Source organism: Pedobacter heparinus DSM 2366 (genome assembly GCF_000023825.1).
Lineage (GTDB): Bacteria > Bacteroidota > Bacteroidia > Sphingobacteriales > Sphingobacteriaceae > Pedobacter > Pedobacter heparinus.
Genome location: NC_013061.1, coordinates 1,473,424 through 1,497,822, shown reverse-complemented (window position 1 = coordinate 1,497,822; position 24,399 = coordinate 1,473,424). Strand labels below are relative to the sequence as shown.

Below are 24,399 nucleotides of genomic sequence, written 5' to 3'. Positions count from 1 at the left end.
AAAAAAAATGGCACAAATTTGCGATTCAGGCAATCTAATTCCCTCATTTTTACCTGCAAAGTTGTATTTTTGCAGCCAAATGATTTCAATAAACGACTTAACATTCCTGCTGGGCTCCAGGGCATTATACGACGAAGCAGACTGGCACATTAAACCGGGAGAGAGAATTGGACTGATTGGTGCCAATGGAACAGGAAAATCTACACTATTAAAAATAATTGTTGGCGAATATGCACCTTCTTCGGGAACGATTTCTATGTCGAAAGACCTCAAGATCGGCTACCTCAACCAGGATCTGCTTTCTTATGATTCGCATCATAGCATTTTACATGTAGCAATGGAGGCTTTTGAACGCCAAAACCAGCTACATGATGAGATTGAAGCACTTTTAAAAAAAATTGAGACTGATTATTCTGAAGAAGTTTTAAATAAACTGAGCGACAAGCAACAGGAGTTTGAAGCACTTGATGGCTATAACATTGAATACCGTGCCAACGAAATCCTCGCAGGTCTTGGTTTTAGTACCCAGGATCAGCACAGACCCTTGAATACCTTTTCGGGGGGTTGGCGGATGCGCGTAATGCTGGCCAAGATCCTGCTGCAAACACCAGATATCCTGTTACTGGATGAACCTACCAACCACATGGATTTACCTTCCATTAAGTGGCTGGAAACTTATTTATTAAGCTTTGAAGGTGCCATAGTTATCGTTTCGCACGATAGATATTTCCTGGATAAAGTGGTCAATAAAATTGTAGAGTCACGCAAGGGTAAACTGACACCTTATGCAGGTAATTATACATTTTACCTTGAAGAGAAAGCTTTAAGGGGCGAGATCCAGAAAGGTGAATTTAAAAACCAGCAGGCCAAAATCAAACAGGAAGAACGGCTGATCGAGCGCTTCAGGGCTAAAGCTTCCAAAGCTAAAATGGCACAGTCGCGTATGAAAGCACTGGACAAGCTGGAACGTGTAGAGGATGTAGACGATGATAATCCTACAGTTAACTTCCAGTTTAAATTTTCTAAACCTTCAGGTCGTCATGTTGTCCGCATTGAAAATGCCACCAAAAGCTATCCTAACGTAGAAATTCTGGAAAATGCTGAAGGGGTAATCGAAAAAGGTGATAAAATTGCCCTGATCGGCGCCAATGGTAAGGGAAAATCTACTTTATTAAGGATCATTGCCGGCACAGAGAAATTTGATGGGAAATGCGAAACCGGTCATAACGTTACCACTACCTTTTTTGCACAGCACCAGCTGGAATCGCTGCACCTGGACAATACCATTTTAGAAGAACTGCAGGCTTTTGCACCTAAACATACCGACACAGAACTACGTGGCATATTAGGCTGTTTTCTATTTACCGGTGATGATGTTTTCAAAAAGATCAGGGTACTTTCCGGAGGAGAGAAATCGAGGGTAGCATTGGCAAAATCACTGACGACGGATTCTAACTTCCTGATTCTGGATGAGCCTACCAACCACCTGGACATCCAGTCTGTAAATATCCTGATCCAGGCGCTGCAGCAGTATGAAGGTACTTTTATTGCCGTTTCCCACGACAGGTACTTCCTGGATAATGTGGCCAATAAGATCTGGTTCATAGAAGAGAAGAACATTAAAGAATATCCTGGAACCTATGCCGAATATGAAGAGTGGAATGCCAAAAGGCCGCAACCTGTTGCTACCCCAATACCTGTAAAACAGGAAAAGGAAGTAAAACCTAAAGCGGAGGAGAAACCAGTTTCTTTAAATGCACAGCAGCAGCTTAAAAAACTAAACGACCAACTGCAAAAAACAGAAAAGGAAATTACTGCTTTTGAGCAAAGTGTAAAAACCATAGAAGCTAAAATAGCCGACGAGGAAACCTATTCAAATGCGAATAAGTTAGCAGAGGCCAATGCAGCATATACCACGGCCAAGTTTTTGCTGGACACCGCACAAAATACATGGGAAGAATTGGCTTCGCAGATTATGGAACTGGAAAGTAAATGACAAAACGGATAGGATTGTTCTTTTTGCTGGTGTTCAGCATTCAGGGTACGTTCGCACAAAACCAGGCTTTTGTGTACGATAATAAGGTATACCTACCCAACATCAAAACTGTACAATGTTACAACACTAAAAAAGAACAATCTATTCCGGTCATCACATTAAGATCAAATGAACGTTTGTTATTTTCATTTGATGATTTAGACGGAGGCAGCAAAATTTACTGGTATACGATAGAGCATTGTACATCCGACTGGAAGTCCTCGCGTTTGTCCGTACTGGATTACCTTGATGGTCTGCCCGACGACAGGATCAATGACTATAAATATTCATTTGGCACCCTCCAAAAATTTACACATTATGAGCTTAGCCTGCCCAACTCACAGGTTAGGCCAAAAATATCCGGTAATTACCTGCTCAAAATCTATGAAGATGGCAATCAGCAAAAGCCGGTCATATCGCAAAGGTTTTATGTAGTAGAAAACCTGGTTGATATAGGTACGGAAGTAGTTGCAAGTTCACAGGTACCTTTACGTTTTAGTAACCAGAAGGTAAACTTCAGTATTTTCCATAAAATCCCTATTCAGAATCCATATGTAGACCTGAAGGCCGTAGTTATGCAGAATGGCATCCCGCAAACAGCGATATTAAATACCAAGCCTACTTTTATAAGACCAGAATCGCTGGTATACAACGACCTGATGGCCAACGATTTTCCGGCAGGCAATGAGTTCAGAAAATTCGACATCCGCAGCCTGCGCTATAAAGCCGAAAATGTACAGGAAATCGTTAAAGCTGCGATCAATGAAGTAGTCCTTTTTCAGGACATAAATGGCAATAAACCAAAATACACCAACCTGGTAGATGAGAATGGCAGCTTTTTCATACGTAACCAGGAAGGCCGGGACAACAATACCGATGGTGATTATGCGCGTATTTTTTTTACGCTGAATGCCAGCCCGCCAACTGCAAACGGAGATGCCTATGTAGTTGGCCGTTTTAACAACTACACCCTTGATGAAAATAGTAAAATGACTTTCGACACTTCGAAAAAACGTTTCTATGGAACGGTCTTACTTAAACAGGGTTTGTACGATTATAAATATGTCTGGGTAAATAAAGAAACAGGCCAAACCGACCAAACTGTTTTTGAAGGCTCCTATTTTGAAACTGCCAATACCTACCAGGTATTTGCCTATTACAGAAAGCCGGGCGCCAGATGGGAAGAGTTAATCGGCTATAGCAGTGTCAATACTTTAAGAAGATAAAACCCATATAGAAACACTGCCTGCATCACAATAAAATTCCCCGCAACCATTTTCATCAATCAATACTTCTTCTGCCCTAATACCCAGTGCGTCAACCATTACTCTTCCTGTGTGTACTTTGCCAATTTCCATCAGTTTCAGTCCTGTATCTCCGTTGCTCATCAATACAGCTATTCCCGAATTTTCTTTTTCAGGTACTCCTTCCCTAGTCCAGCCAATACAGCTAGGAAAATCCATGTAATCATGCTGTTCTCCATAAGCCAGGTCCTTACGGATGCGTAACATATCTGGCAATGCAGCCAACGCAACCAGTTCAACACCTGCATCATAACCTTCTTCTGTTTTATCGGTATATTTTGCACCATACAAATCTGGGTAAAATACACAGGGTATGCCTTGTTCCCTTAGCAATATTAAGGCATAAGCCAGGGGCCTGAACCAGAAATCGACATAAGATTCAAGGGCCTGTAAGGGCTGAGAATCATGATTGTCCACAAATGTAACAGCAAATTCGGGATGGGATTGAACCAATGTATGGTCAAATATCCTGGTCAGATCGTAATTTTCTGTTGTAGAAGCCAGATAAAAATTGTGGTGCAACATAGGATCAAACAGCTGCATCCTCCCCTCAGTAATTTCCAGATAGTGCGTTAAGGCTGCAGGATCTTCAATGTTCCAGTTTTCGGCTACGATAAAGAAATCCCGGCTAAAGGTATCTCTTATATGATCCAGCCATTCTGTTAAAAAATCCGTCGAAATGTGTTTTACGGCATCCAGCCGGAAACCGTTCATGCCACAATTTTTAATATACCATTCCCCCCAATACTTCAATTCTGCTCTTACAGCCGGATTTCTAAATTCAATATCGTTATACATCAGATAATCATAATTACCCAGTTCGGTTGAGGGCACCTCTTCCCAACCTTCCCCATATTCATTTTGAATAGAGTAAATCCCTGTTTCTTTCAGGTTTTCTGCCCAATCTATTCCACTAAAACAGTTTTTATCCCATATAAATTCCGAATACTGCCCATTTCTGCCCGGAAATGTAAATTTAGTCCAGGCCTCAATTTCAAATATATCAGAAGTAAATTCCAGTCTGTTATCAGGGTCTACTGTCCTTACCATTATTTTTTCAAGTTCATCACCACCGGCTTTATGATTAAACACCACATCGGCAATTACCGCAATGCCATGCTCCTGAAATGCCTTTATTGCCTGCTGATATTCCATTTTGCTTCCGTAACGGGTTTCCAACGTATTTTTCTGGTCAAACTCCCCCAGATCAAAAAGATCATAAGGATCATACCCAACTGATTGTCCGCCCGAATTTGCTTTATAAGCCGGTGGCAACCAAACACCGGTTATACCAGCACCAGCTAATGTAACAGCATCTTTCATAGCCTTTACCCATAATTTTTCATTTTCATTATAATACCAGTGAAAATACTGCAACAGCGTTTGATTATCCATATAATGAATATACATCAGCAGACATGAATTGTTTGTCGGCAGTTGCAAATTATTAAATCTTTATGCGGTATTTTTACAATTTGGGCTGTCTGTTCAATTTTACTTACTTTTGCAGCAGTTATGAGTATAAAAATAAAAAGCCCGAAAGACTCTTTCACCATCATGAATGAATTGGTATTACCCAATGACACCAATACGCTGAACAATTTAATGGGAGGCCGTTTACTGCATTGGATGGACATTGCAGCGGCCATTTCTGCTCAGAAACATTGCAACCGGATTGTAGTTACTGCATCAGTAGATAATGTATCCTTTCAGCAGCCCATTAAACTTGGCGATGTGATTACCATTGAGGCTAAAGTAACTCGTGCCTTTAATACTTCAGTAGAAGTAAGACTGGATGTATGGGCTGAAAATATCCCTTCTGGAAGCAGGGCCAAATCCAACGAAGCTTATTATACTTTTGTGGCGGTAGACCAGAGCGGCAGGACCATACCTGTTCCTGAACTAAAACCGGAAACCGAAGCGGAAAAGGAATTGTTTGCCGGAGCTTTAAGAAGAAGGCAATTGCGCTTGATATTAGGCGGTAAAATGAAACCTAATGATGCAAAAGAGCTAAAGGCGTTGTTTTTTCCTGAAGAATAAAGCAAAAATAAACCATTCTTTTGTGTTATTCCCCAGTCGACATTTCCAGTATCTTATCAAATTCTTCGGCTTTGAGCGGCATTACAGATAAACGACCTTGTCTGACCAGAGAAATATCTTTAAGACTTTCCTCTGCCTTGATCTGTTCCAGGCTTACCGGATTTTTAAGTGCTTCAACTGGTGCCAGGTCTACCACTACCCAATTGGCATCGTCAGTTGTAGGGTCCTGATAAAACTCTTTAACCACTTTAGCGATACCAACAACATTTTTACCTTCGTTGCTATGGTAAAACAGCACAAGATCGCCTTCTTTCATTTCTTTCAGGTTGTTTCTTGCCTGGTAATTGCGCACGCCATCCCAAAAGGTCCTGCCATCTTTGTTAAATTTTTCCCAGCTATATTTAAAAGGTTCACTTTTTACCAGCCAATGTTGTGTTTTACTCATAGTTTAAAAAGATTTCTGAATGTCCAAAATTAATAAACTATCACTAACCATTTGTATATTTTGTCCTATAAATCATCCAGCTTCTCCTTTTGTTCGGAGATCATAGGGCCATTGCTCTCAAACAGTACCATTTCTTGGAAGAAAGGCAGGAGCAGTCCATAATCAGGGTCGGCTAAAGGCGCAAGTCTGAAGACCTTAAGTTACAAATAAAAAGAGGTTGTATCATGTGATACAACCTCTGCTCATTTTAAATGGTTTTATTTTAACTAGTAACCATTGGTCCCAAATTCGCTTCCATTATTGATGGTATTCAGGAAAGAGAAAGGAATAGGCCTGTTATAATGCTTTGCTGGAATAAAGCTGGCTGCAGCCCTACCGTTATATTGTGCCAGGCGCGCCTCGAATGCTCTATGACGTTTTAAAAGTGCCCAACGGGTAAACTCACCACATAATTCACGTGCATATTCATCAAAAACATCGTTCATTGTCGCATTGGTTAACTGCATTCCGGTACCTGTATTAAAGTCGGCAGCATTGCGGCATGCACGTTTGCGCAACTCATTTAAATATCCGGCAGCAACTGCCCCGCTTCCACCAGATTTAAGCGTAGCCTCAGCTGCAAGCAAGTAAACTTCTGCCATACGCATCACCATAATATTACCTAGTTTTTGCTGAAAGTTACCCCCTAGCCATCCACCATCAAAATTATGATTAAACTTACTTAAAGCCGGGAAAAGATTTGCCATATTTATCGGCGTTAAACCATTACCTGTAGGGTCTTTGTATTTAGCCCCTGTCGGATCTGCCGGATCAAAAAGATCATTGATATTCACCACTGCATATTTGCGCAGTGCTTTTTCTGCTGGCGTTAGCGGATCTTTACTTAAATAGGCGAAAAACCTGTCTTCATCAACATCCAGCGGATAGGGGTGCACATTGGCATTTGCAACGGTTTGCAAAGAAGTAATAGCACCGGTAGTTACTCCTTTTGGCCAAACTTTTGGCGGATATTGCCAGGTTGCATTCGCAGAAGCATTTTTAGCATCTACATCTACAAAAGGATAAATCTTTTGACCAACAAATGCAGGATTAATACCATATTTGGTACATATGGCAGCTGTCAGCGTAACTGTAGCATCAGCGTAGGTTACATTTGCAGGACTTGGTGGGGTCGGATTAGTTGTTTTTGCCTGTACCCCCGAATAGTTTGCAAACGCTGTCTGAAATGAATTTTCCCAACGCTTATCATAGGTCGCATTAAAACAATTGATCAGGTATTTTGTAGGCGCAATAAACGATTGGTTCAGGCGTCCATAATATGCGTTTGACGTATTAGAACCTACACCTCTTTTTAAAAGGTCTGTACCTGCGCCAAATGCATTATCAAGTGATGGATAAAAGTGCAGGTACCAGTTGGGTTTTGAATTTGATGTTGCCACATCATACGATGGACTATAAGGATTCAGGCCATACGCAGTAAATAAGGCTTCCGCATTATTTCTATTGTTGGCATAAGCAAATACCTGGGCAAAATCTGTATACAAAGTAGCACCGTAGGCCCCTTTATTTAAAATCAGATCCTCAGCAACTTCTTTTGCCCTAAGCCAGTAACTTTTGGTTCCCTCCATTAATCCTTCTCCCCCTCCTTGTGCATATACACGGGCCAGCAAACCCAGCGCTCCTTTTTTGGTCACACGCTGAAGATTGCCCTGATAAGGTACTACAGGAAGATCTTGTGCTGCCGCAGTTAAATCTGCCACAATCTGGGCATAAATTTCGGCAACAGTACTTCTGGTAGGATTTAAATTTTTTACGGGATCATCAGTTGTTGTGATCAGCGGGATATTACCAAACTGTACTACCAGTACAGAATAATAGTAAGCCCGCATCGCCTTTGCTTCTGCAACTAAAGTTTTGATATCATTGGCATTTCCATCTTTGATCAGCGGAGCAATTTCTATGGTTTTATTGCAATCTTTGATCGAGCCCCATGCAAAATCCCAGGTATTGGTAACCAGGTTAAAATTGTTGGTAAACTCCTCATACCGCATCACTTGTCTGTTGCTCACACCATTGGTTGGCGATGTCCATAAATCGGTTCCGGTTTCGGATAAAAATCCATACGGCATGCCAATCAATGAGCCCCAAAGCCCGGTATAAATGTTAGATTGAAACGATCTGAACCCGTTAAAATCCCTGAGCACATCCTCTTCCGCAAGCGCATTAGGATTGTATTCATCTAACTTACATGATGGTGTGGTCAATAGTAAAGCTAAACCTAAACCACATGCACTAAATGCTTTCTTTATAAATTGATTTTTCATCTCTCTAATATTTTTTTTCTATCACTTAACGATTAAAATGACACATTTAAACCGAACACCAGTTGCTTGGTCAATGGGTAATCCATCTCCCCATTCATTTCCGGATCGTAATCTTTTAACAGGTGACTTTTGGTAATCACCAATGGATTGGTAATGGTGCTGTAAAAACGTACACTACGCATGGCCACCTTTTTTGCTATATTTTGTGGTAAAGTATAACCCAGTGTGATGTTCTTGATCTTAAAGAAGGAACCGTCTACATAATTCAATCCCGAAAATCCCAACATGCTGGTACCAGTCTGGATATTCATAACCGGAAAATCATTAGACGGGTTTTCTGGTGTCCAATAGTTAAAATTAGCAAGCATCGTTCTTGGCGGACTGGCAACCGTTGCCAGTGAACCTGGATTGTACCAGCCCATCATCACATAATTGATGGTCTGTCCCCATCGCACAAAAGAATAAATACCCAGATCAAAATTCTTGTATTTGAAACTGTTTTGAAAACCCAATGTAAAATCTGGCGTATTGTGTCCAATAGTCTGATAGTCATTGGTATTGTTATAGAGGTAAGTAGAACTTGCAGCAGTTAAGGCAGGATTAAATTTTTGCGCATCAGCCAGATTGGTATAATAGTAAAGGTCTGTGCCCTCTCTCTTAAATACACCATCAGCCAGTTTCACAATACCTGGAGTGTTTACTTTGATGTCCCCCGGGCGCCTTCCAAATGCAGCAGCATCTATTTCCTCACCTATTTGCCAGATGCCATCGATCTTGAAATTTCTAAATGAGGCAATTGGTTCTCCGATGCTCAATACGTAATTTCCAGGTGTACGATTCTCTCCTGCCGCTACGTTATTGGTGATATTATTGGCTGTCCCACCTATTAATTTTAAAATTTTCTCGTTATTGCGGGCAAAAGCAACAGAAGAGCTCCATTCAAAATTCTTGCTCACGATATTACGTGTATTCATGCTCACTTCGAAACCCTTGTTATTCGTTTTCGCTACATTGAGATAGGTTTGGTAAGGTGTACTGCCAGATCTGTACGCCCCGTTAAGGATTGGGGAACTGACGTTATAAATTACCCCATCCGTATTGGTATTGTAATAATCCAGGGCCATATCAATACGGTTGTTAAACATACCCAGATCCAGACCAAGGTTTAAGGTTTTCGATTTCTCCCAGCTCAGGTCTGGATTGGTAATAAATTGCGAACTCCTGTAAATGGGAACCAGCTCACCACCCAGTGCCATATTGGTTTGTTCAACAAAATTAGCAGAAGAATTAGGTGGAATAAAGGCGGTTCCTGCAACACCCCAGGTAGCACGAACTTTCAGGTTATTGATGTATTTCTTCGTACCCTCCATAAACTTTTCATCAGAAACCCTCCAGCCTGCAGACACTGCCGGGAAAGTATCCCATTGGTTGGTTTTATACAATACCGAAGCCCCGTCTCTGCGTACTGAAGCCGACAAAAGGTACTTGCCTTTATAAGCGTAAGTGAGACGGCCTAACAAACCCAGTGTCTTTTGCATCCTGTAAGCGGATGTGGCTGTAGTATTCACATCGCCGCTAAACCTGTACCATTTAAAATTGTTATTGGCAATGTTGCTCTGGTTCATTTCCGTCTCTGTCCACTGTTTGTGGAGGTAAGAAGTAACACCGGTAAAGGTAAAATCATGATCGGTTCCAAGCAGGTAGTTATACGTCAGCACGTTTTCCCACTGGTATTCCTGATAACGGTTCTGATTGACCCTTGCCCTGGCCGTATTCGCATTTACATAGGTATAATTTACAGAACCCACCCCATCAAAACGATAAGTATTAGAATAATCCATACGCACACCGGCACGGCTTAATATAGATAAGCCCTTAATTGGTCTTACTTCTATGTAAGGATTAAAAAACACTTTTGTGTTGTTGTCTACGTTTCCATAAACGCCCGGCTGGTAGTCAAGCAAAAGATTGTATACGTTACTACCCAGGTCAGGGTTTATCGATCCATCCGCTTTGTAAGGCTGTACCAACGGATCGGTAACAATTGCATTTTCCAGTTTGTCCTGGGCTTTGTCTCTATTTACATAAGAGGCCTGAAGGTTAGCTCCTATAGAAAGCCAGTTCCTGATCTTGTGGTCCAGACGCATGCTGGTAGAATACAACTTGTAATCGTCACCAATATACTGCCCTTTCTCATTATTCATGTTCAATGAAACATAAGCTTTTGTAGCATCGGTACCACCAGAAGCAGCTAAACTATAGTTTTGCAAAACCGGCTTGTCCCTCATGAAAATATCTGCCCAATTCACAAAATTGCCTTCATTGAACAGCTTATATCTTTCCGGTCCAAAAACTTTTTCATCATCTGCCGGCGATTGCCATAGCGGTTGGGCAGCTGCAGGAAATCCATTTGCCGCAGCAACTGCAGTAGTCACCCATTTCCTGGTTGCACCATCGAAGTTATATTTATAGATCTCTCTTTTCGCAGCCAGATATTGGTCCTTACTCAAAGCATCAGGAACAACCGACCAGCCATTATAACCATAATAAGAGTTGAAATCGATGTTTAGCTTTCCTGCTTTACCACTTTTTGTGGTGATGATAATTACTCCATTCGCTCCTGCGGCACCGTAAGTAGCCGTTGATGCCGCATCTTTTAACACATCGATCGATTCGATATCATAAGGATTTAAAGTAGCGTAGTCACCTGGCAAACCATTGATGATAAATAATGGTAAAGAGTTGGCGCCAATAGATCTGTTCCCACGCAACTGTAAGGTCACACCTTCACCGGCTTGCCCGGATGTACGTGTAATGTCCAGACCGGCCACCCTTCCCTGTAAGGATTCCATAGGATTCGGTCCCGGCCGGGCAGTAATTTGATCAGGCTTTACCGAAACAACGGCTCCCGTAAGGTCACGTTTTTTGACAGTACCATAACCGATCACCACCACATCGTCCAGCTCTGATACCTCATCTGCCAATACTACCTTCATGTTGTTCGATGCAACAACCTCCACAGGTTTAAAACCAATCATACTGAATACGAGTATGCTGTTTTGATTTTGCAGGTTGATGGTAAATTCACCATTACTATTGGTTAAGGCAGCTCCAGTTGCATTTTTAGCTTTGATGCTTACCCCAACAAGAGGAAGACCTTTACTATCAACAACCGTCCCTTTGACAGTTATCTGTTGTTGCACAAAAAAAACGGCACCGTTAGGTTTAGCCGATGTAGATTTCTCTGCTGCAAAAGAGGCAAGTGGTAAAATTGCCATCGCTACCAGTAACCTGGCACCTGTTTGTGTTCTCCAATGGCATTTACTGAGTAGTTTTTTTTTCATAGTTTTCATCAATAATTGGTTAAATATTTGGTTTATAAAACGCAAAATCCAATACCTTACCAACCAGAAGAAAAACATTTCATTTTCGTATTATGAACACTACATTCATAATAGTGCCGCAGCGATGTTTATACTTGGTCTTAGGGTCCTGAATAAAGCAGTATCCTTTTAATATTTTTAACTATTGTTTACCCTCAGCAAGTATTTTCTATTTCCTTTGATTATCTTCGATTACTTTACATTAACAATCAATCACCCCCATTTTTATCCATACCTCCGGTAAACAATAGTTGAATATACAGAATATTTCTATAATCCAAATTTAAAACCTTCGAAAATCTTCTTTTTTTTTCTTTTTTTTTCGATTACCCGCTTTAACACGAAGCAAAACGGTAGCCGAAGCCGTTCAAATTCTACTTTTTAAAAAGGCCTTTCACAAACTTTCCGGCCTTTCCGATGACACCAAACTGTTCAGAAATGGTTTCTATCAGGTAACTATCGGTCTGCTCTATATTTCCCATATTGATACCAGATTCCAGTTGTTTAGGATAAAGGACGATCAGGCTTTGTTCCACAAAATAATTTGACAGGTAATAAGGAAGCTTGCTCATTTGCGGGACATAAGAATTGTGCCCCTTACGGGACGATATGATGATAAAAAGGTCATTCATCTTCAATTCCCTCGTAAATATCAGAAAATCATCCCAGTTGTTAAATTCATTAAACTGTATTTTCACCATATCAGGTGTTCTTTCCGCAATCCTGGCTATCGCATCATTTGTTTCCTCATGGCCATAAAAGATCACCGGTATTGCTGCCTCCCTGGCAATCATTACCAGTTTCTTCAGCCAATGTAAAAATCCGGGTTCGGTTTCTGCTCTGGGCGGCAGGGCTACTACAATCCGCTTAAACGTATTCAGCGGCTGGGTGGGCTTATAGATATAAATGGTTTCATATACCCTTTTGATGATATTCTCTGCCTTGGTGCCTAGAAAAGTATGCTGGTCTGCCTGTTTGTGCATACCAATGACAATGTCACTTATATTGTGCTCTTTAATGGTATATACAATCCCATTGCTGATGCTGGAATCGTACCTGGTTACGGGAATAATGTTGTTCTCCGAAGCAGCAGCATGCGAAATCGCTTTTTCCAATATCTTCTTTGAAGCCCCCGCATGGTTATTTCCAGGTGTCTCATCGTCAATTACATTGAGACCATACACTGAGGTGTGCCTTTTTTTTGATTTAAGGACGATCCCAAAATCTACCAACCGGGTCACCATGTCCGGATAGGCCAGCGAAACCAGGATCTTTTCATCGTCTTGTCCATCCACCACATTTGTGTCCAGTTCATCCTGTTCAAATGCCAGTTTTTTTGATGCACCCTCTACAACAAAAGAACTCACTCCACAGCTAACCAGAATCAGCAGAATTGTTCCGTTCAGCACATCCTCATTCAGCAGCCTGATGGGCTCACCTGCAGCTGTTTCACCGGTAATAATGTTGTAACCCACCAGGATAATTGCCAGTGTAGCCGCAGCATGGGAAGAGCTCAAACCAAATATCATTGTTCCTTCAGCTGTACTTAATTTAAATATTTTCTGTGTAAGCCAGGCTGCCAGGTATTTGGTTACCAGGGCAACAGTAATAATGATACCGGCAACTTTAAGTGCCCCCCAGCCCTTTACCAGCACGGTAACATCAACTAACATACCCACACTGATCAGGAAAAATGGAATAAACAGGGCATTGCCTACAAAGTCTATCCGGTTCATTAAGGGCGAAGTATGTGGAACAAACTTATTGAGCACCAAACCCGAAAAAAAGGCCCCGATAATAGCTTCAATACCAGCTGCTTCCGCCAAAAATGAAGCCAGAAACACCATTGCCAGCACAAAAATATATTGAGAAATGCTGTCCTCAAAATGTTTAAAAAACCACCTGATGATGATTGGAAATACCGCAAAAACAATAACTACAAAAACAATGGTAGAGCCCGCCAGTTGTACCCAGAACGACGTGGTTACGCTTTCTTTGGTCATCCCGGCAATCCCGGCCAGAATAAGCAGGGCAAGTATATCGGTAATCATGGTACCCCCTACCGTCATGCTTACCGCTCTGTTCCTGATCACACCATATTTACTGGCAATGGGATAAGAGACCAGTGTATGCGTAGAGAACATGCTGGCCAGCAGCAATGATGACAAAAATCCATATCCAAGCAAGTAATAGCTGGCCAGTGAGCCAAAAACCAACGGAAATACAAAGGTGAGCAGTCCGAATACCAGGATTCGTTTTCTGTTCTTTTTAAACTCGGCCAGGTCAATTTCCAGTCCGGCCAGAAACATAATATACAATAAACCTACTGTACCAAACAAAACAATACTGCTGTCCCTTTTCAGCAGGTTTAAACCATAAGGCCCAACAATTACCCCGGCAACAATCAGTCCGATAATATGTGGTACTTTTATTTTGTTCAGTAATATAGGTGCAAAGAGGATGATAAACAAAACCAGCGAAAAAATAATCACTGGATTTTGCAGTGGTAAGGAAAAGTCTAATGAAGATAATAAGATCATAAGCAGCTGTTGTGAACGTTATTTTAACTTTTTGGCGTTCAATGCATAAACAATTTTGCAATCCTTTTGTACAATTTCCCTGCTTCCATCCATTCTTCCTTCTGCGAGGAAATTAAGCGTAGCGCTAATTAAAGCATCTGAATTTGGTTTCTCTTCTACTATTTTTAATACGTTATCCTTGTAACTGCCCGTATATACCCTGGTCAGCACCAATCCCGAATATGCTTTAACGACGATGTGATTTTCCTTGTAACTCATTTCCCATTGCTCTGTCTTCGTATCTCCTAACGCAGAACCCTCACAAGAAGTTTCAGTGCAGCTCATTTTAACACTCCATTTTCCAATAATTGCCGGATTGTCCGTAGAAACCGAATCAATTTGTTTTTTTGCACTGTCCAAAGCATGTTTAATATTGTCTAAATCCTGCTCTTTTATCTTTAAACGTTGTTCCCAGGCCAGCAGTTCCTGTTCTTTCTGAGCAGCTTTCTTTTCACGTTCGTTTAATCCGCAGCTTTGCAGACAAATTGCCAAAAAAAATAGAGGGATGTATATCGGCTTCATAATTGTCGTTCTCCTGTTTTCGGATAAACTTACAAAAATCTGCCTGAATACACAGCATTGGTGGCAGGGATATTCAGGCTATCCGCATATACAGATTTGTTTGCGGGCCGGCGCATAAATGGCTTTTTCAAAAACCAGATTATATAAAACAGGCCTTAGGGTACACCTAAAGCCTGTTTTTCATCCAATACCAAATCTCTTATCAAGCATCCGGTATCTCAGGTTCTACCAATCTAATCAGTTTTTCCAGTGATTCCTGCCAACCCAGATAACACATTTCGGCTGGTATTACAGCAGGAATCCCTTCCTGCAATACTTTTAACTCCGTACCTACCAATGTTTTTTGAAGCCATATCGATGTAGTCATTACCCCTGGCAGGTTTGGATCATCAAATTTGTCTGTATATTTCAAAAACTCAGCTGGTTTAACCTCTAAATATTCCCCGCCAAATGAATGGCCATTGCCGGTTGTGAAATTTTGGAACGACATCCTAAATGTACCACCTACCTTAACATCCATACTGTGTACAGTACAAAGAAAGCCATAAGGTGGCAACCATGAAGCGATAGCTAAGGCTTCCGTAAAAGCACGATATACCTTTTCAGGAGATGCTTTAATAACTCTGTGCAATGAAACTTTATTTTCTGACATAAAATTATTTTTTTGTGTTCCTACTCTTTTGGCTTTTCGGCCCGCCCGTTTTTACAAGTGGTTGCTGCTCCACCATTACTTAACAAAGATGCTGGTAAAAACAGATATCAGGCGGGGGATAATACGACAATTTAAGGGCTATTTACGACAGAATTTTAACTTACTATCCAAGAAATATTCGCCATAATACTTATCTTAACCAAAAATTTAACAGAACTGCGCTATGCATAAAATCCTGCTGCTATCTCTCCTATTGGTTAAAACCAGTTTCTCATTCGCCCAGATCAAATACCAGAAAGATTTTAACAGCGCGCAAAAGAAAGCTGCCGAAACCAACAAACCTTTATTCTTAAATATAGGAGCCACCACCAAGGTACCGGGTAAAAGTGCAATTGATAATCCCGATGTAATTGAGTTTTACAATAACAATTTTGTGAGTTATATGGTTAGCCTGCCCAATACAGAAGCAGTAGCTTTCATGAAAAAATACCAGCTTAAAATGTTCCCTGCTTATATTTTCCTTGATCAGAAGGGACAGTTAATTGCCAAAGGTGCCAAAAGCAGCAACGCATCAAAACATTATTTAGAACTCGCAAATCAGGCATTAACCAGACTTTCAAGTGGTTCTTCCCTGGCCGATTATGAAGAGAAATACAAAAATGGAAACCGGAATAAAGATTTTTTAAAAGAATACATCAGTGCAAAACAGCAACTTGGCCTGTTCGATAATGCTAAATTAATTGATGAATATGTTGAATATTTAACTGTAGGTTCTTTTAACGATTATAATGAGGTACTGTTTGTTTTAAAAGCAGGACCATTTGCCTATGGCAAAGCATACCGGCTGGCGTATACCAACCGCAAGATCGTAGATAGCATTTATAAGACGCTTCCTTTAAGGGAACGGGTTGACCTGAACACCAGGATCATCAACAATACCCAAAACGAAGCAATTGCTACCAAAAATTTAACGCTGGCCAACTCATTGTCCAATTTTGTACGTGGCGCCTATTCAAAAAATTATGCAGCAGCAAATAAGCAGTCCGCCTACATTCTGCTCAATTATTACAAAGCTGTAAAAGACACCAACAATTATTATCGCCAGGCCCAGTATTACTACGATCAGTATTATATGAGGATTACTGCCGATTCCATCAACAACCTGACAAAAAGATTAAAAGGCAAAAGAGATAGTCTGATGGCCTCATTTAAAGAACGTAAAATAATTGCCGATAAGCAGGCCCCTCAAACAGAAAGCACTACTTACACCTATACGTCAGTAGGTAGCAGTCCTGATCCGGCAAAAAGCTTAGCAATGATCCTGAATAATGCGGCATGGGATTTTTATATTTTAGGTACCGGTAAAACAGATTATTTAAGCAAGGCATTACTTTGGAGTAAACGCGCTATTGAATTGGTACCGGCAGCAGAGTACTACGATACCATGGCCCATATATTTTACCGCATGCAGCTCTATGATGAGGCCTTGATTAACCAGCACAAGGCAATTGAGATTGCGGCTAAACAAAAAAATGCAAAAGAAAGGCTTGCAAGGCTCCGGGCAGCAGCAGAAAAAATGAAGCAAAGGCAGCTATAAGCCTCTTTCCCATAATAGTACAGCGTTTATTCCTATCACCTATTTTACTATCGGAAATGCTATAATTCTTAATTTAGTAAAGCCGACAGGAACTAAAGCAACATTTTCTATATCGCTGTCTACTGCTCCTTTGTAAAACCCCTCCCGACCAGTAACCGGAAGATAGGCCAAACCATTCTGTGATTTCCATCCCGGTATTTTTTTCGCTTTTACTATAATTTCTATGGGAGAATTTTCTAAATTCCACCTAAAATCTTTTTTAAGCGCTTTAACCGTTATTGTTGTTTCTTTAACAGGATTTTTACTTACTGCCTCTAAAAGGCCGTAATTCCAGGCCGATGCCGGATGAACTTCGAAATATTTTCCCTCTTTTTCATCCGTTCCTTCAGTCCACTTTTCCTGAACTTTTAAACCGTAAACCAATGGACCACGTTCTACCGCTCTTGAATTATCTGCCCATTCAGAAACAGCGATTTCCATTGGCAATTGCAAAGTCAGCCGGTCTTTATTTTGCCAGGTTCTGTTTACGGTAATAATCTTTCCGCCCTTTTCTTTACTGTATATTTTACCGTTGATCAAAATCACCGCTTCTTTACACCAGGTCGGAATGCGTAGCTGGAAAGGAAAAGCTACTGCTTTTTTTAATGATAAATTGAAATTGATCTGATCTTCAAAAGGATAGTTTGTTACTTCTTCAATTGTTACATCGGTTTGTTGAGCACCAACTTTTGTACTTAAGGTATTGGGGCCGTAAATTAAAGCAGCTAAACCATTTTCGGTTTTATGCCATAAATTTTGGCTAAACTTTGTCCAGCCCTGATGCATGTTTACATAACAACAGGTGTATCCGCTTTTTGCGCCTAAAACGCAATTCATTTTCCTGTCAAAAGGCAAAGTAAATGCAAAAACACCACGACTGATTTCTATTTGGTTGGCCATCTGAAAATATTGTTTTTCATGATAATCATCGGTTGTTTGCGAAGGCATGGCATTAAAAGTCATTCTTTCCAATGCATCTATGTAATGTGTATCTCCGGTAATGTTTATAATTTCTTCTAATGAATACATCGCCTCTACCGTAGCACAAAGCTCAGTGCCTTGTGTTGGCTGGTTGCCATGTAAATCTTCATCGGCCGAAAAAATGCCGTTGGGCAGGCCATGCAGAGTCATCAAATCATTAAAAACAGTTTTTAAACTTTTTAGGTAAGTGCTGTCACCCGTTCGCTGAAAATTAATAGCCGGATCTTTTAAACCCATAGCAACGTTTACACCATGCCTGCTCATCCATTTCTTTCCATTAGGGCGGGCGGCAGCGTTGATTACCCAATCTCTGCCACCAAACCATTGGCTCCAGGCAAAAGACTGAGAATTGATAAGGCCGGCCAGCTCCAATAAGGACTCATCTTTTGTATGGCCATAAAGCCATTGTACCATCATTACGTTATCTGTTCCGCGAGATTGTGACCATTCACTCCATTTTCCAATAGGGCATTTTTTTAATGCCTCTTTTTGATAGTTGAAATATTTGGTCATGAAAGGGATTACGCTTTCATCCTGTGTAGCAGAATAATATTGCTGTATCACTTTTAACATAATCATTTTAGGCCACCAGTCTTCTGCCTGTTCGCAATTGGCAAGGTCAATCTGCTTTCCTGTTTTTCTTTCCCATTTGGTGATCGGGCCAAAATAGCCAGATGGACGCTGATTATGTATGGACCAATTGATATATTTGAGTACGATAGCTTTTAGTTCTGTATCATTCAACTGGTAGGCCAATGGAACTGCACCATCCAGCCAATAGGGTGTTTCTTCCCAATTGTCCCCTTTGCCGCCCAACCAGCCATTATCATTTTTTATTTTATCATAAATTTTATCCATCTGGCCGGTAGAGCCGTTCTTCATTACCCTTAGCTGTTCTAAAAGCCAGCCTTTAGGCTTAATATCACCTAAAGAAACTGGCTGATAATGTGGCTTGGAAATATTTGCTTTTGAAGGCTTTTGAATCGGTTGGACAGCCTTATCCATGGCTTTGGCAAATCCAATGTTAAGTACTACGGATGCTATGGTCAAAAACAGTTTATTTCTTAAATTCATTTGTCATACGGATAGTGACCCATTCTTGTGACTTATAAGCATTATAGGACCGTGGATACGTGATGATGATCTCTTTTGTATTCCGGTCTTCCATCACCGAGAAATGCGAAATATCTAACCTTCCTTTGGACTTATCGTCTTCCTGCTGGGTGTCTAAGATCAATAAAGTCTTATCCTTTAACTTAAAGCTTTTTGTGTCCAGTTCGACACAGACCAGCGGCCATCTGGGCAGGTTTCCCTGGTTATTATCCTTAGTCATATTTCCTATCCAGAAGCATCTACCACTGGAGTGCTTAAATAAAGTAGACATGGAAGAAGGAGAATATAGTTCTTTTCCACCTTCAAAAGTAAGTGGCTCAGGCCTGGTCCAACTTTCTCCGCCATCTTTCGAGACCGACAACCATTTGTAGCCGGGTAAGGTATGACTCTTGCTCCCTTTTTGCTCGTTACTACCCCGCATTACCATAACCAAATGCCCGTTTTTAAGTTCTATAAGCGTGGGCTCAATCATTCCCCTGGTTGACCGTTTTGGATCACCTACTATACGTTCAGACATTTTCCAGGCAATCCTATTGTCTTTTGTCCAGCTTCCGATCAATACAACCGCATCGGTATAAGTATGGCCATTGCCGGGATTAAACAGTTCTCCTTTCTCCCCTATTATAGTCGTTTGCGCAGGCACAAGAATTTTTCCCTTGTTGGTAATGAGGGGCATTGATCCCTTATCCCCAATATAGATAGAATTCTTTCCGATAAAAACACCGGGCAAAGGATTTTTTGCCGTAAAATCACCTTTTTGAATAATAGGTTCATCAAACCTCCAGGTTTTACCCCCATCATCCGATACCCTGTATCTCAGATAATAGGACTTTTGCGCTATAGGGGGTTCGCGGATACCAGGATCCAGATTTTCAAGATCTAAGGCGTTAAGCACTGCCAAGATCCTTCCATGACGTGCATCAAATATAGAGGCAACAAGGTCTCTGCGAAAACCAACAGGAAGTCTCAGGGCAAAATCAGGTGTCATTGGACGATTTTCCCAGCTTTCTCCATTATCCGTTGAAATAAAATCTCCCGAACACAAACTGGATGCCTTGCTATCGGTATATATACTTCCATGGATATGCGGCATGTCATTGGTTACTTTTCTACTCGAGATCCTTAATGCAGTTTGTTGCCTATGGGCCTGCTGTGCCGGGAGGTCTGTAGCAAAAATGACAAAGCACAACGCAATACTGCCACCCAGCTTCAGCAATTTGAATAAGCATTCATCCGATTGGATTTCAGGTTTGGTCATAGTTATGGTTGATCCAGTTAATTTGAAGTTTATTCAAATTAACGGACTGGGTTTAGTTCGGTTACGTAACCGAAGATAATGAATATTTTAGACTATTTGCAAATATCTATCTACTCTTTTGCTGCTCCGGTAAAATAATACCCTATCCTATTATATCTTGCAATATTACCGGCATTAACAGAAACAAAGACATTTTATATGAAAACACAAAAACTGGTCTGTAAATTGGTAGCTTTAAAATATGATTAAGTTATTAAAAATATCAATTGTTGTAGCGGTTATCAGTGCCATCGCCTGGTTTATTGCAGCTAAATTCAGTTTAAAAACAACAGTAGAAAGCAAACATCAGCTTTTATTAGACCGTGTAGAATCCATGGGTAAGCTGGAACTGATAAAATACCGCATCAGTGATATCCTGGAACATAAAAACAAAACCCCCTTTTTACCGGAGGCCAGTGTGTTACTGATCATTAAGGCCGATGCAGTGGGCTGTATAGACCTAACCAAGCTCAAATCGGAAGACATCCAGGTCTATGGAGATTCAGCAGTGATCAAGTTGCCACAACCTGAAATTTGTTACATTAAAATAGACCATAAAGCTTCGCGTGTATACGATACAAAAATGGCATTTTTTAGAGAGGCTGATCTGGTGGATGAAGCCTATAAAAATGCGGAACAAAAAATTGCAGATGAAGTTCGCAAATCTGATATCCTGCAACAAACCCGTGTAAATGCTTTAAATGTACTCAGACCTATTTTAACCGGTTTGGGTTTCAGCAAAATGACCCTGACTTTTGAAAACGTCGGAAAAATTAATGCAACATTTTAAACAACAATTCTTTTAACAGTTCACCATCAGTGGTATTTCCTGTGCTGTCTACACCCTTGCTTTTCAAATCATATTCCCTCAACAGACTAATGATATCAAAAGTTTTGGGCAAACTGTAACTTCGGGCTGCTGTTTCAAAATCTTTTACGAAATAGGGGTTCACACCCAGCTCCTTAGCTGCATCGCCTTTATTCGGTAAGTAGTGGTATTTCAGTATTTTAGTAAAATAAGCACTCAGGTTAGCCATTACCATCACCATTGGATTGGCTTTAGGATTATCACCAAAGTAATTGATGATCTGGTTACATTTCAATACATTTTTTACAGCCAATGCCTTTTGCAGTTCAAAAACATTGTACTCCTTACTGATCCCAATGTTTTTCTGAACAATATCGGTATCAATAATAGTTTCCTTACCAATATTTAACAGCAGCTTTTCAACCTCATTGGCTATTTTAGAAAGATCGGCGCCCAGGTATTCAGCCATCAATGCCGATGCCTGAGGTGCTATTTTATAGCCCTTTTCCTTAACCAGCTCCTCTATCCACTGGGCAAGTTTATAATCTCGCACCAGGTCTGACTGAAAAACCACCCCATGCTTGTCTATTGCCTTATAGATCTTTTTACGCTTATCGAAATTGGCATACTTATATCCCAGTACCAGAATGGTACTCGGTAAAGGTTTTTCAAAATAATTCAGTACAAATTCTGCCTGCTTACTGCTACCCTCAGTTTCCTTGGCCCATTTTAAGTCCTGGGCCTCCTTCACTACAATCAACTGGTAATCAGACATCATCGGATAACGCTTGGCTGCATTCATAATGGTAGCCATATCGGTATCCTTCCCATATAATACCGTCTGGTTAAACCCCTTTTCCATATCATTCAAGATATGTTCTTCCATATAATGGATAATCTGATCTATATAATAAGGCTCTTCACCATGTAATAGGTAAATGGGCTTAAACTTCCTTGCTTTGATGTCTTTTATTATGTCGGCCGCACTCATATGATGGCGTAAACTTAGATAAAACTTAGATAAAAAAAATATCTACTTTTGCACAAATGTCATTTATACCAACCCCGCTAAACCTGCCCCAATATCCTTTTAAAATCACTTTAAAGGACACCAGGCATTTTATATTTGATGAAATACGGAAAAAGCACCTGGTACTGACACCAGAGGAATGGGTAAGACAGCATTTTATCCAGTACCTTATCCTTGAAAAAAGATTCCCCAAATCCCTCATCCAGATAGAAGGCGGGCTTAATCTCAACCAGTTGCAAAAAAGAACAGATATTGTAATTTTTAACAACCAGGGCCAAAGGATCATGGTCATCGAATGTAAGGCTCCCGCTGTAAAAATTACCCAGTCGGTATTTGACCAGGCCGCCAGGTACAATTCAGTTCATAAAACCAGGTGGCTTGTGGTAACCAATGGTTTAAAGCATTGCTACGCTACCATAAACCACCAGGAGGGGCAGTTCGCGTTTGTTTCCGAATTACCAGATTACGGAATGCTGTGAAGATTTTCCCAGCTTTTTCTGAGAAAAATAAAGCCATTCTGCTCAGGGGCATAATCGCGCTGAAGAAGCGCGAAGACGCTATGCCCCTGAGCAGAAGGCATATTTTTCTTTTAGCGGGATGCTTAACACTATAGCACCATCTATTGTTCGGTCATTCAGGCAAAACACGGACAGCTTAAAAACACCATCCAGTTTTAATGGCCTGTATTACAATTATAACTGACCGCAATGCTAACCCATATAACTGAATGTAACGTCAACACCGCATAACCGGACACCAAGCTAGTACCCCTGCTCAACAGAAAATTTGATTTCTCAGAGAAGTCCTGGCGTCTTTGCGCTTCTTCAGCGCAATTATGCAGACTTCGAAGAGAATACCTAATTTTCACTACCTCCGCCAAGAGAACGGTACAATGCAATTACCGCCTGCCACTGCTGCAGTTTATCGTCAATATCCTCCATTTGTGCCGACAGCAGATTCTGCTCAGAGGTCAGCACATCCGTATAATTGGTAGCCGAACTGTAACGCAGTAGCTTCTTTGTAAAATCAACTGATTTCTGAAGTGCGGCTAACTGTTTAACCCTGATTTCCTGTTGCGTTTTAGCCGTCTGATAAGCAAACAATGCATTAGACACCTCCTCTCCGGCCTTCAGTAAAAATTGCTGGAAATTTAAGGCCGCTTCCTGTTGCACAGTCCGGGCAGTGATTAACCTTGCCTTATTTAGGCCTTTGTTAAAAATTGGCTGCGCTAAGCCCGCCGCAATATTGCCAAATAAACCATCTGGCGTTAGCCAGTCTTTTAAACTGAAGCTGGTAAAACCACCCGCTGCTGTTAGGTTAAACGAGGGATAGAACAATTTACGGGCAGCATTGGTATTTTCAAAAGCAGCCATAAAAGCATACTCAGCCTGTTTAATATCCGGGCGGTTTTGCAGCAGTTGTGCCGGAATACCGGCTTTTAAATCTATCAAAAGTTGTTGTTCATCCAAAGATGACCTATAAATTGCCGATGGAGGTCTCGCCAACAATATGTTTAATGCGTTTTCCGTTTCCCTGATCTGCTTTTTTAAGCGTGGGACAGCCACTTCAGCCGCATACTGACTGGCTTCACTTTGCACTTCTGCTGCACCGTTTACTATATTGGCGGCTTTTAAGGCCTTCATTGTACGCACATCAGTTTTCCGGTTATTTACAGTTTGTTCCAAAACCTGCAATTGCTGATCAAGGGCTAGCAAAGTAAAATAACGATTGGCAATATCCGCAATTAACTGGGTTTGCACAGCTTTTCGTGCCTCCTCTGTTTGCAGCAGTCCTGCCAGGGCACTTCGTTTGGTGCTTTTTAGTTTACCCCAGATATCGGCTTCCCAGCTTGCACTCAGGCCAATATCGTACTGCGTAGACGAGTTGATGAGTCCGAAGCCCTGCGGAAAAGCGAGTTTAGATTGTTTAATACTGGCATTGCCATTTAAATCCGGTAAAAAGGCCGCTTTGCTTTGTTGAAAATTAGCCCTTGCCGCATCAATACGCTGCAAAGCAATTTTCATATCAATATTCCGGCTTAAACCTTCTGCAATCAGCCCTGTCAGAATGGTATCACCAAAAAACTTGTTCCAGTGTACCGATACTATGTTTGTGGTATCTCTACCTTCAGCATCCCGGTACAGTTTACCCGTATCAAACTCCGGTTGCTGATAGGGTTTTGATATCCGGCAGGAAGCAAGCGTTATCAATAGCAGCAGTAGTCCTATATATGGTTTCATCAGTGTATAT

The 24,399-nt window shown here is 41.0% G+C and carries 17 protein-coding genes; 6 read left to right on the top strand and 11 right to left on the bottom strand.

The genetic code is table 11. From position 1 onward, the window contains the following. Positions 1-79: 79 nt before the first annotated feature. Together PHEP_RS06320 and PHEP_RS06315 are read left to right on the top strand one after the other, a co-directional pair. Entirely contained in the window at positions 80-1,996 is a 1,917-nt protein-coding gene (locus PHEP_RS06320) for an ABC-F family ATP-binding cassette domain-containing protein (protein ID WP_012781425.1), read from the top strand. Beyond that, on the top strand, positions 1,993-3,261 hold the full coding sequence (locus PHEP_RS06315) for a type IX secretion system plug protein (RefSeq protein ID WP_012781424.1): 1,269 nt from the start codon (positions 1,993-1,995) through the stop codon (positions 3,259-3,261). The genes PHEP_RS06320 and PHEP_RS06315 overlap by 4 nt, the downstream gene beginning before the upstream one ends. Here the strand turns inward: PHEP_RS06315 and PHEP_RS06310 are convergent. Then, the gene (locus PHEP_RS06310) at positions 3,250-4,734 is read right to left on the bottom strand and encodes an alpha-amylase (protein WP_036674249.1); all 1,485 of its coding nucleotides are present in this window, start codon (positions 4,732-4,734) and stop codon (positions 3,250-3,252) included. The two genes, PHEP_RS06315 and PHEP_RS06310, sit on opposite strands and share 12 nt — an antisense overlap. 120 nt (positions 4,735-4,854) lie before the next feature. Here PHEP_RS06310 and PHEP_RS06305 point away from each other — a divergent pair, with 120 nt between their 5' ends. Beyond that, complete coding sequence (locus PHEP_RS06305; protein ID WP_012781422.1) at positions 4,855-5,379, top strand: acyl-CoA thioesterase; 525 nt, start codon at positions 4,855-4,857, stop codon at positions 5,377-5,379. 25 nt (positions 5,380-5,404) lie between these two features. Here the strand turns inward: PHEP_RS06305 and PHEP_RS06300 are convergent, their stop codons facing one another. The 6 genes from PHEP_RS06300 to PHEP_RS06275 all read right to left on the bottom strand — a co-directional run bounded on the left by PHEP_RS06300 (position 5,405) and on the right by PHEP_RS06275 (position 15,284). Beyond that, the gene (locus PHEP_RS06300) at positions 5,405-5,824 is read right to left on the bottom strand and encodes an EVE domain-containing protein (protein WP_012781421.1); all 420 of its coding nucleotides are present in this window, start codon (positions 5,822-5,824) and stop codon (positions 5,405-5,407) included. A 266-nt stretch (positions 5,825-6,090) separates the two neighbouring features. Next, positions 6,091-8,148: a RagB/SusD family nutrient uptake outer membrane protein gene (locus PHEP_RS06295; protein WP_012781420.1), complete on the bottom strand. Its 2,058-nt coding sequence runs from the start codon at positions 8,146-8,148 to the stop codon at positions 6,091-6,093. Between the two features lie 32 nt (positions 8,149-8,180). After that, positions 8,181-11,501: a SusC/RagA family TonB-linked outer membrane protein gene (locus PHEP_RS06290; RefSeq protein ID WP_012781419.1), complete on the bottom strand. Its 3,321-nt coding sequence runs from the start codon at positions 11,499-11,501 to the stop codon at positions 8,181-8,183. Between the two features lie 404 nt (positions 11,502-11,905). After that, positions 11,906-14,071: a cation:proton antiporter gene (locus PHEP_RS06285; RefSeq protein WP_012781418.1), complete on the bottom strand. Its 2,166-nt coding sequence runs from the start codon at positions 14,069-14,071 to the stop codon at positions 11,906-11,908. Between the two features lie 18 nt (positions 14,072-14,089). After that, positions 14,090-14,632 (bottom strand): hypothetical protein, encoded by a 543-nt coding sequence (locus PHEP_RS06280; protein ID WP_012781417.1) that lies wholly within the window; start codon positions 14,630-14,632, stop codon positions 14,090-14,092. Positions 14,633-14,834: 202 nt separating this feature from the next. Continuing rightward, entirely contained in the window at positions 14,835-15,284 is a 450-nt protein-coding gene (locus PHEP_RS06275; RefSeq protein WP_012781416.1) for an SRPBCC family protein, read from the bottom strand. A gap of 223 nt (positions 15,285-15,507) precedes the next feature. On the opposite strand from PHEP_RS06275, the gene PHEP_RS06270 reads away from it, so the two are divergent. Beyond that, positions 15,508-16,881: a thioredoxin domain-containing protein gene (locus PHEP_RS06270; protein ID WP_012781415.1), complete on the top strand. Its 1,374-nt coding sequence runs from the start codon at positions 15,508-15,510 to the stop codon at positions 16,879-16,881. Between the two features lie 39 nt (positions 16,882-16,920). On the opposite strand, the gene PHEP_RS06265 is transcribed toward PHEP_RS06270, so the two are convergent. Both PHEP_RS06265 and PHEP_RS06260 read right to left on the bottom strand, forming a co-directional pair. Further along, positions 16,921-18,975 (bottom strand): beta-L-arabinofuranosidase domain-containing protein, encoded by a 2,055-nt coding sequence (locus tag PHEP_RS06265; RefSeq protein ID WP_012781414.1) that lies wholly within the window; start codon positions 18,973-18,975, stop codon positions 16,921-16,923. Beyond that, entirely contained in the window at positions 18,959-20,272 is a 1,314-nt protein-coding gene (locus PHEP_RS06260) for a sialidase family protein (protein WP_012781413.1), read from the bottom strand. The genes PHEP_RS06265 and PHEP_RS06260 overlap by 17 nt, the downstream gene beginning before the upstream one ends. Positions 20,273-20,513: 241 nt before the next feature. Between PHEP_RS06260 and PHEP_RS06255 the strand changes: the two genes are divergently transcribed. Continuing rightward, positions 20,514-21,101, top strand: a complete 588-nt coding sequence (locus tag PHEP_RS06255; protein WP_012781412.1) for a DUF4230 domain-containing protein — start codon at positions 20,514-20,516, stop codon at positions 21,099-21,101. Here the strand turns inward: PHEP_RS06255 and holA are convergent. Continuing rightward, the gene (gene holA, locus PHEP_RS06250) at positions 21,085-22,110 is read right to left on the bottom strand and encodes a DNA polymerase III subunit delta (protein WP_012781411.1); all 1,026 of its coding nucleotides are present in this window, start codon (positions 22,108-22,110) and stop codon (positions 21,085-21,087) included. The genes PHEP_RS06255 and holA overlap by 17 nt on opposite strands. Positions 22,111-22,166: 56 nt before the next feature. Between holA and PHEP_RS06245 the strand changes: the two genes are divergently transcribed. Further along, entirely contained in the window at positions 22,167-22,628 is a 462-nt protein-coding gene (locus tag PHEP_RS06245) for a type I restriction enzyme HsdR N-terminal domain-containing protein (RefSeq protein ID WP_012781410.1), read from the top strand. A gap of 378 nt (positions 22,629-23,006) precedes the next feature. Here PHEP_RS06245 and PHEP_RS06240 read toward each other — a convergent pair whose 3' ends face one another. Further along, on the bottom strand, positions 23,007-24,389 hold the full coding sequence (locus PHEP_RS06240) for an efflux transporter outer membrane subunit (RefSeq protein ID WP_012781409.1): 1,383 nt from the start codon (positions 24,387-24,389) through the stop codon (positions 23,007-23,009). Positions 24,390-24,399: the final 10 nt, after the last annotated feature.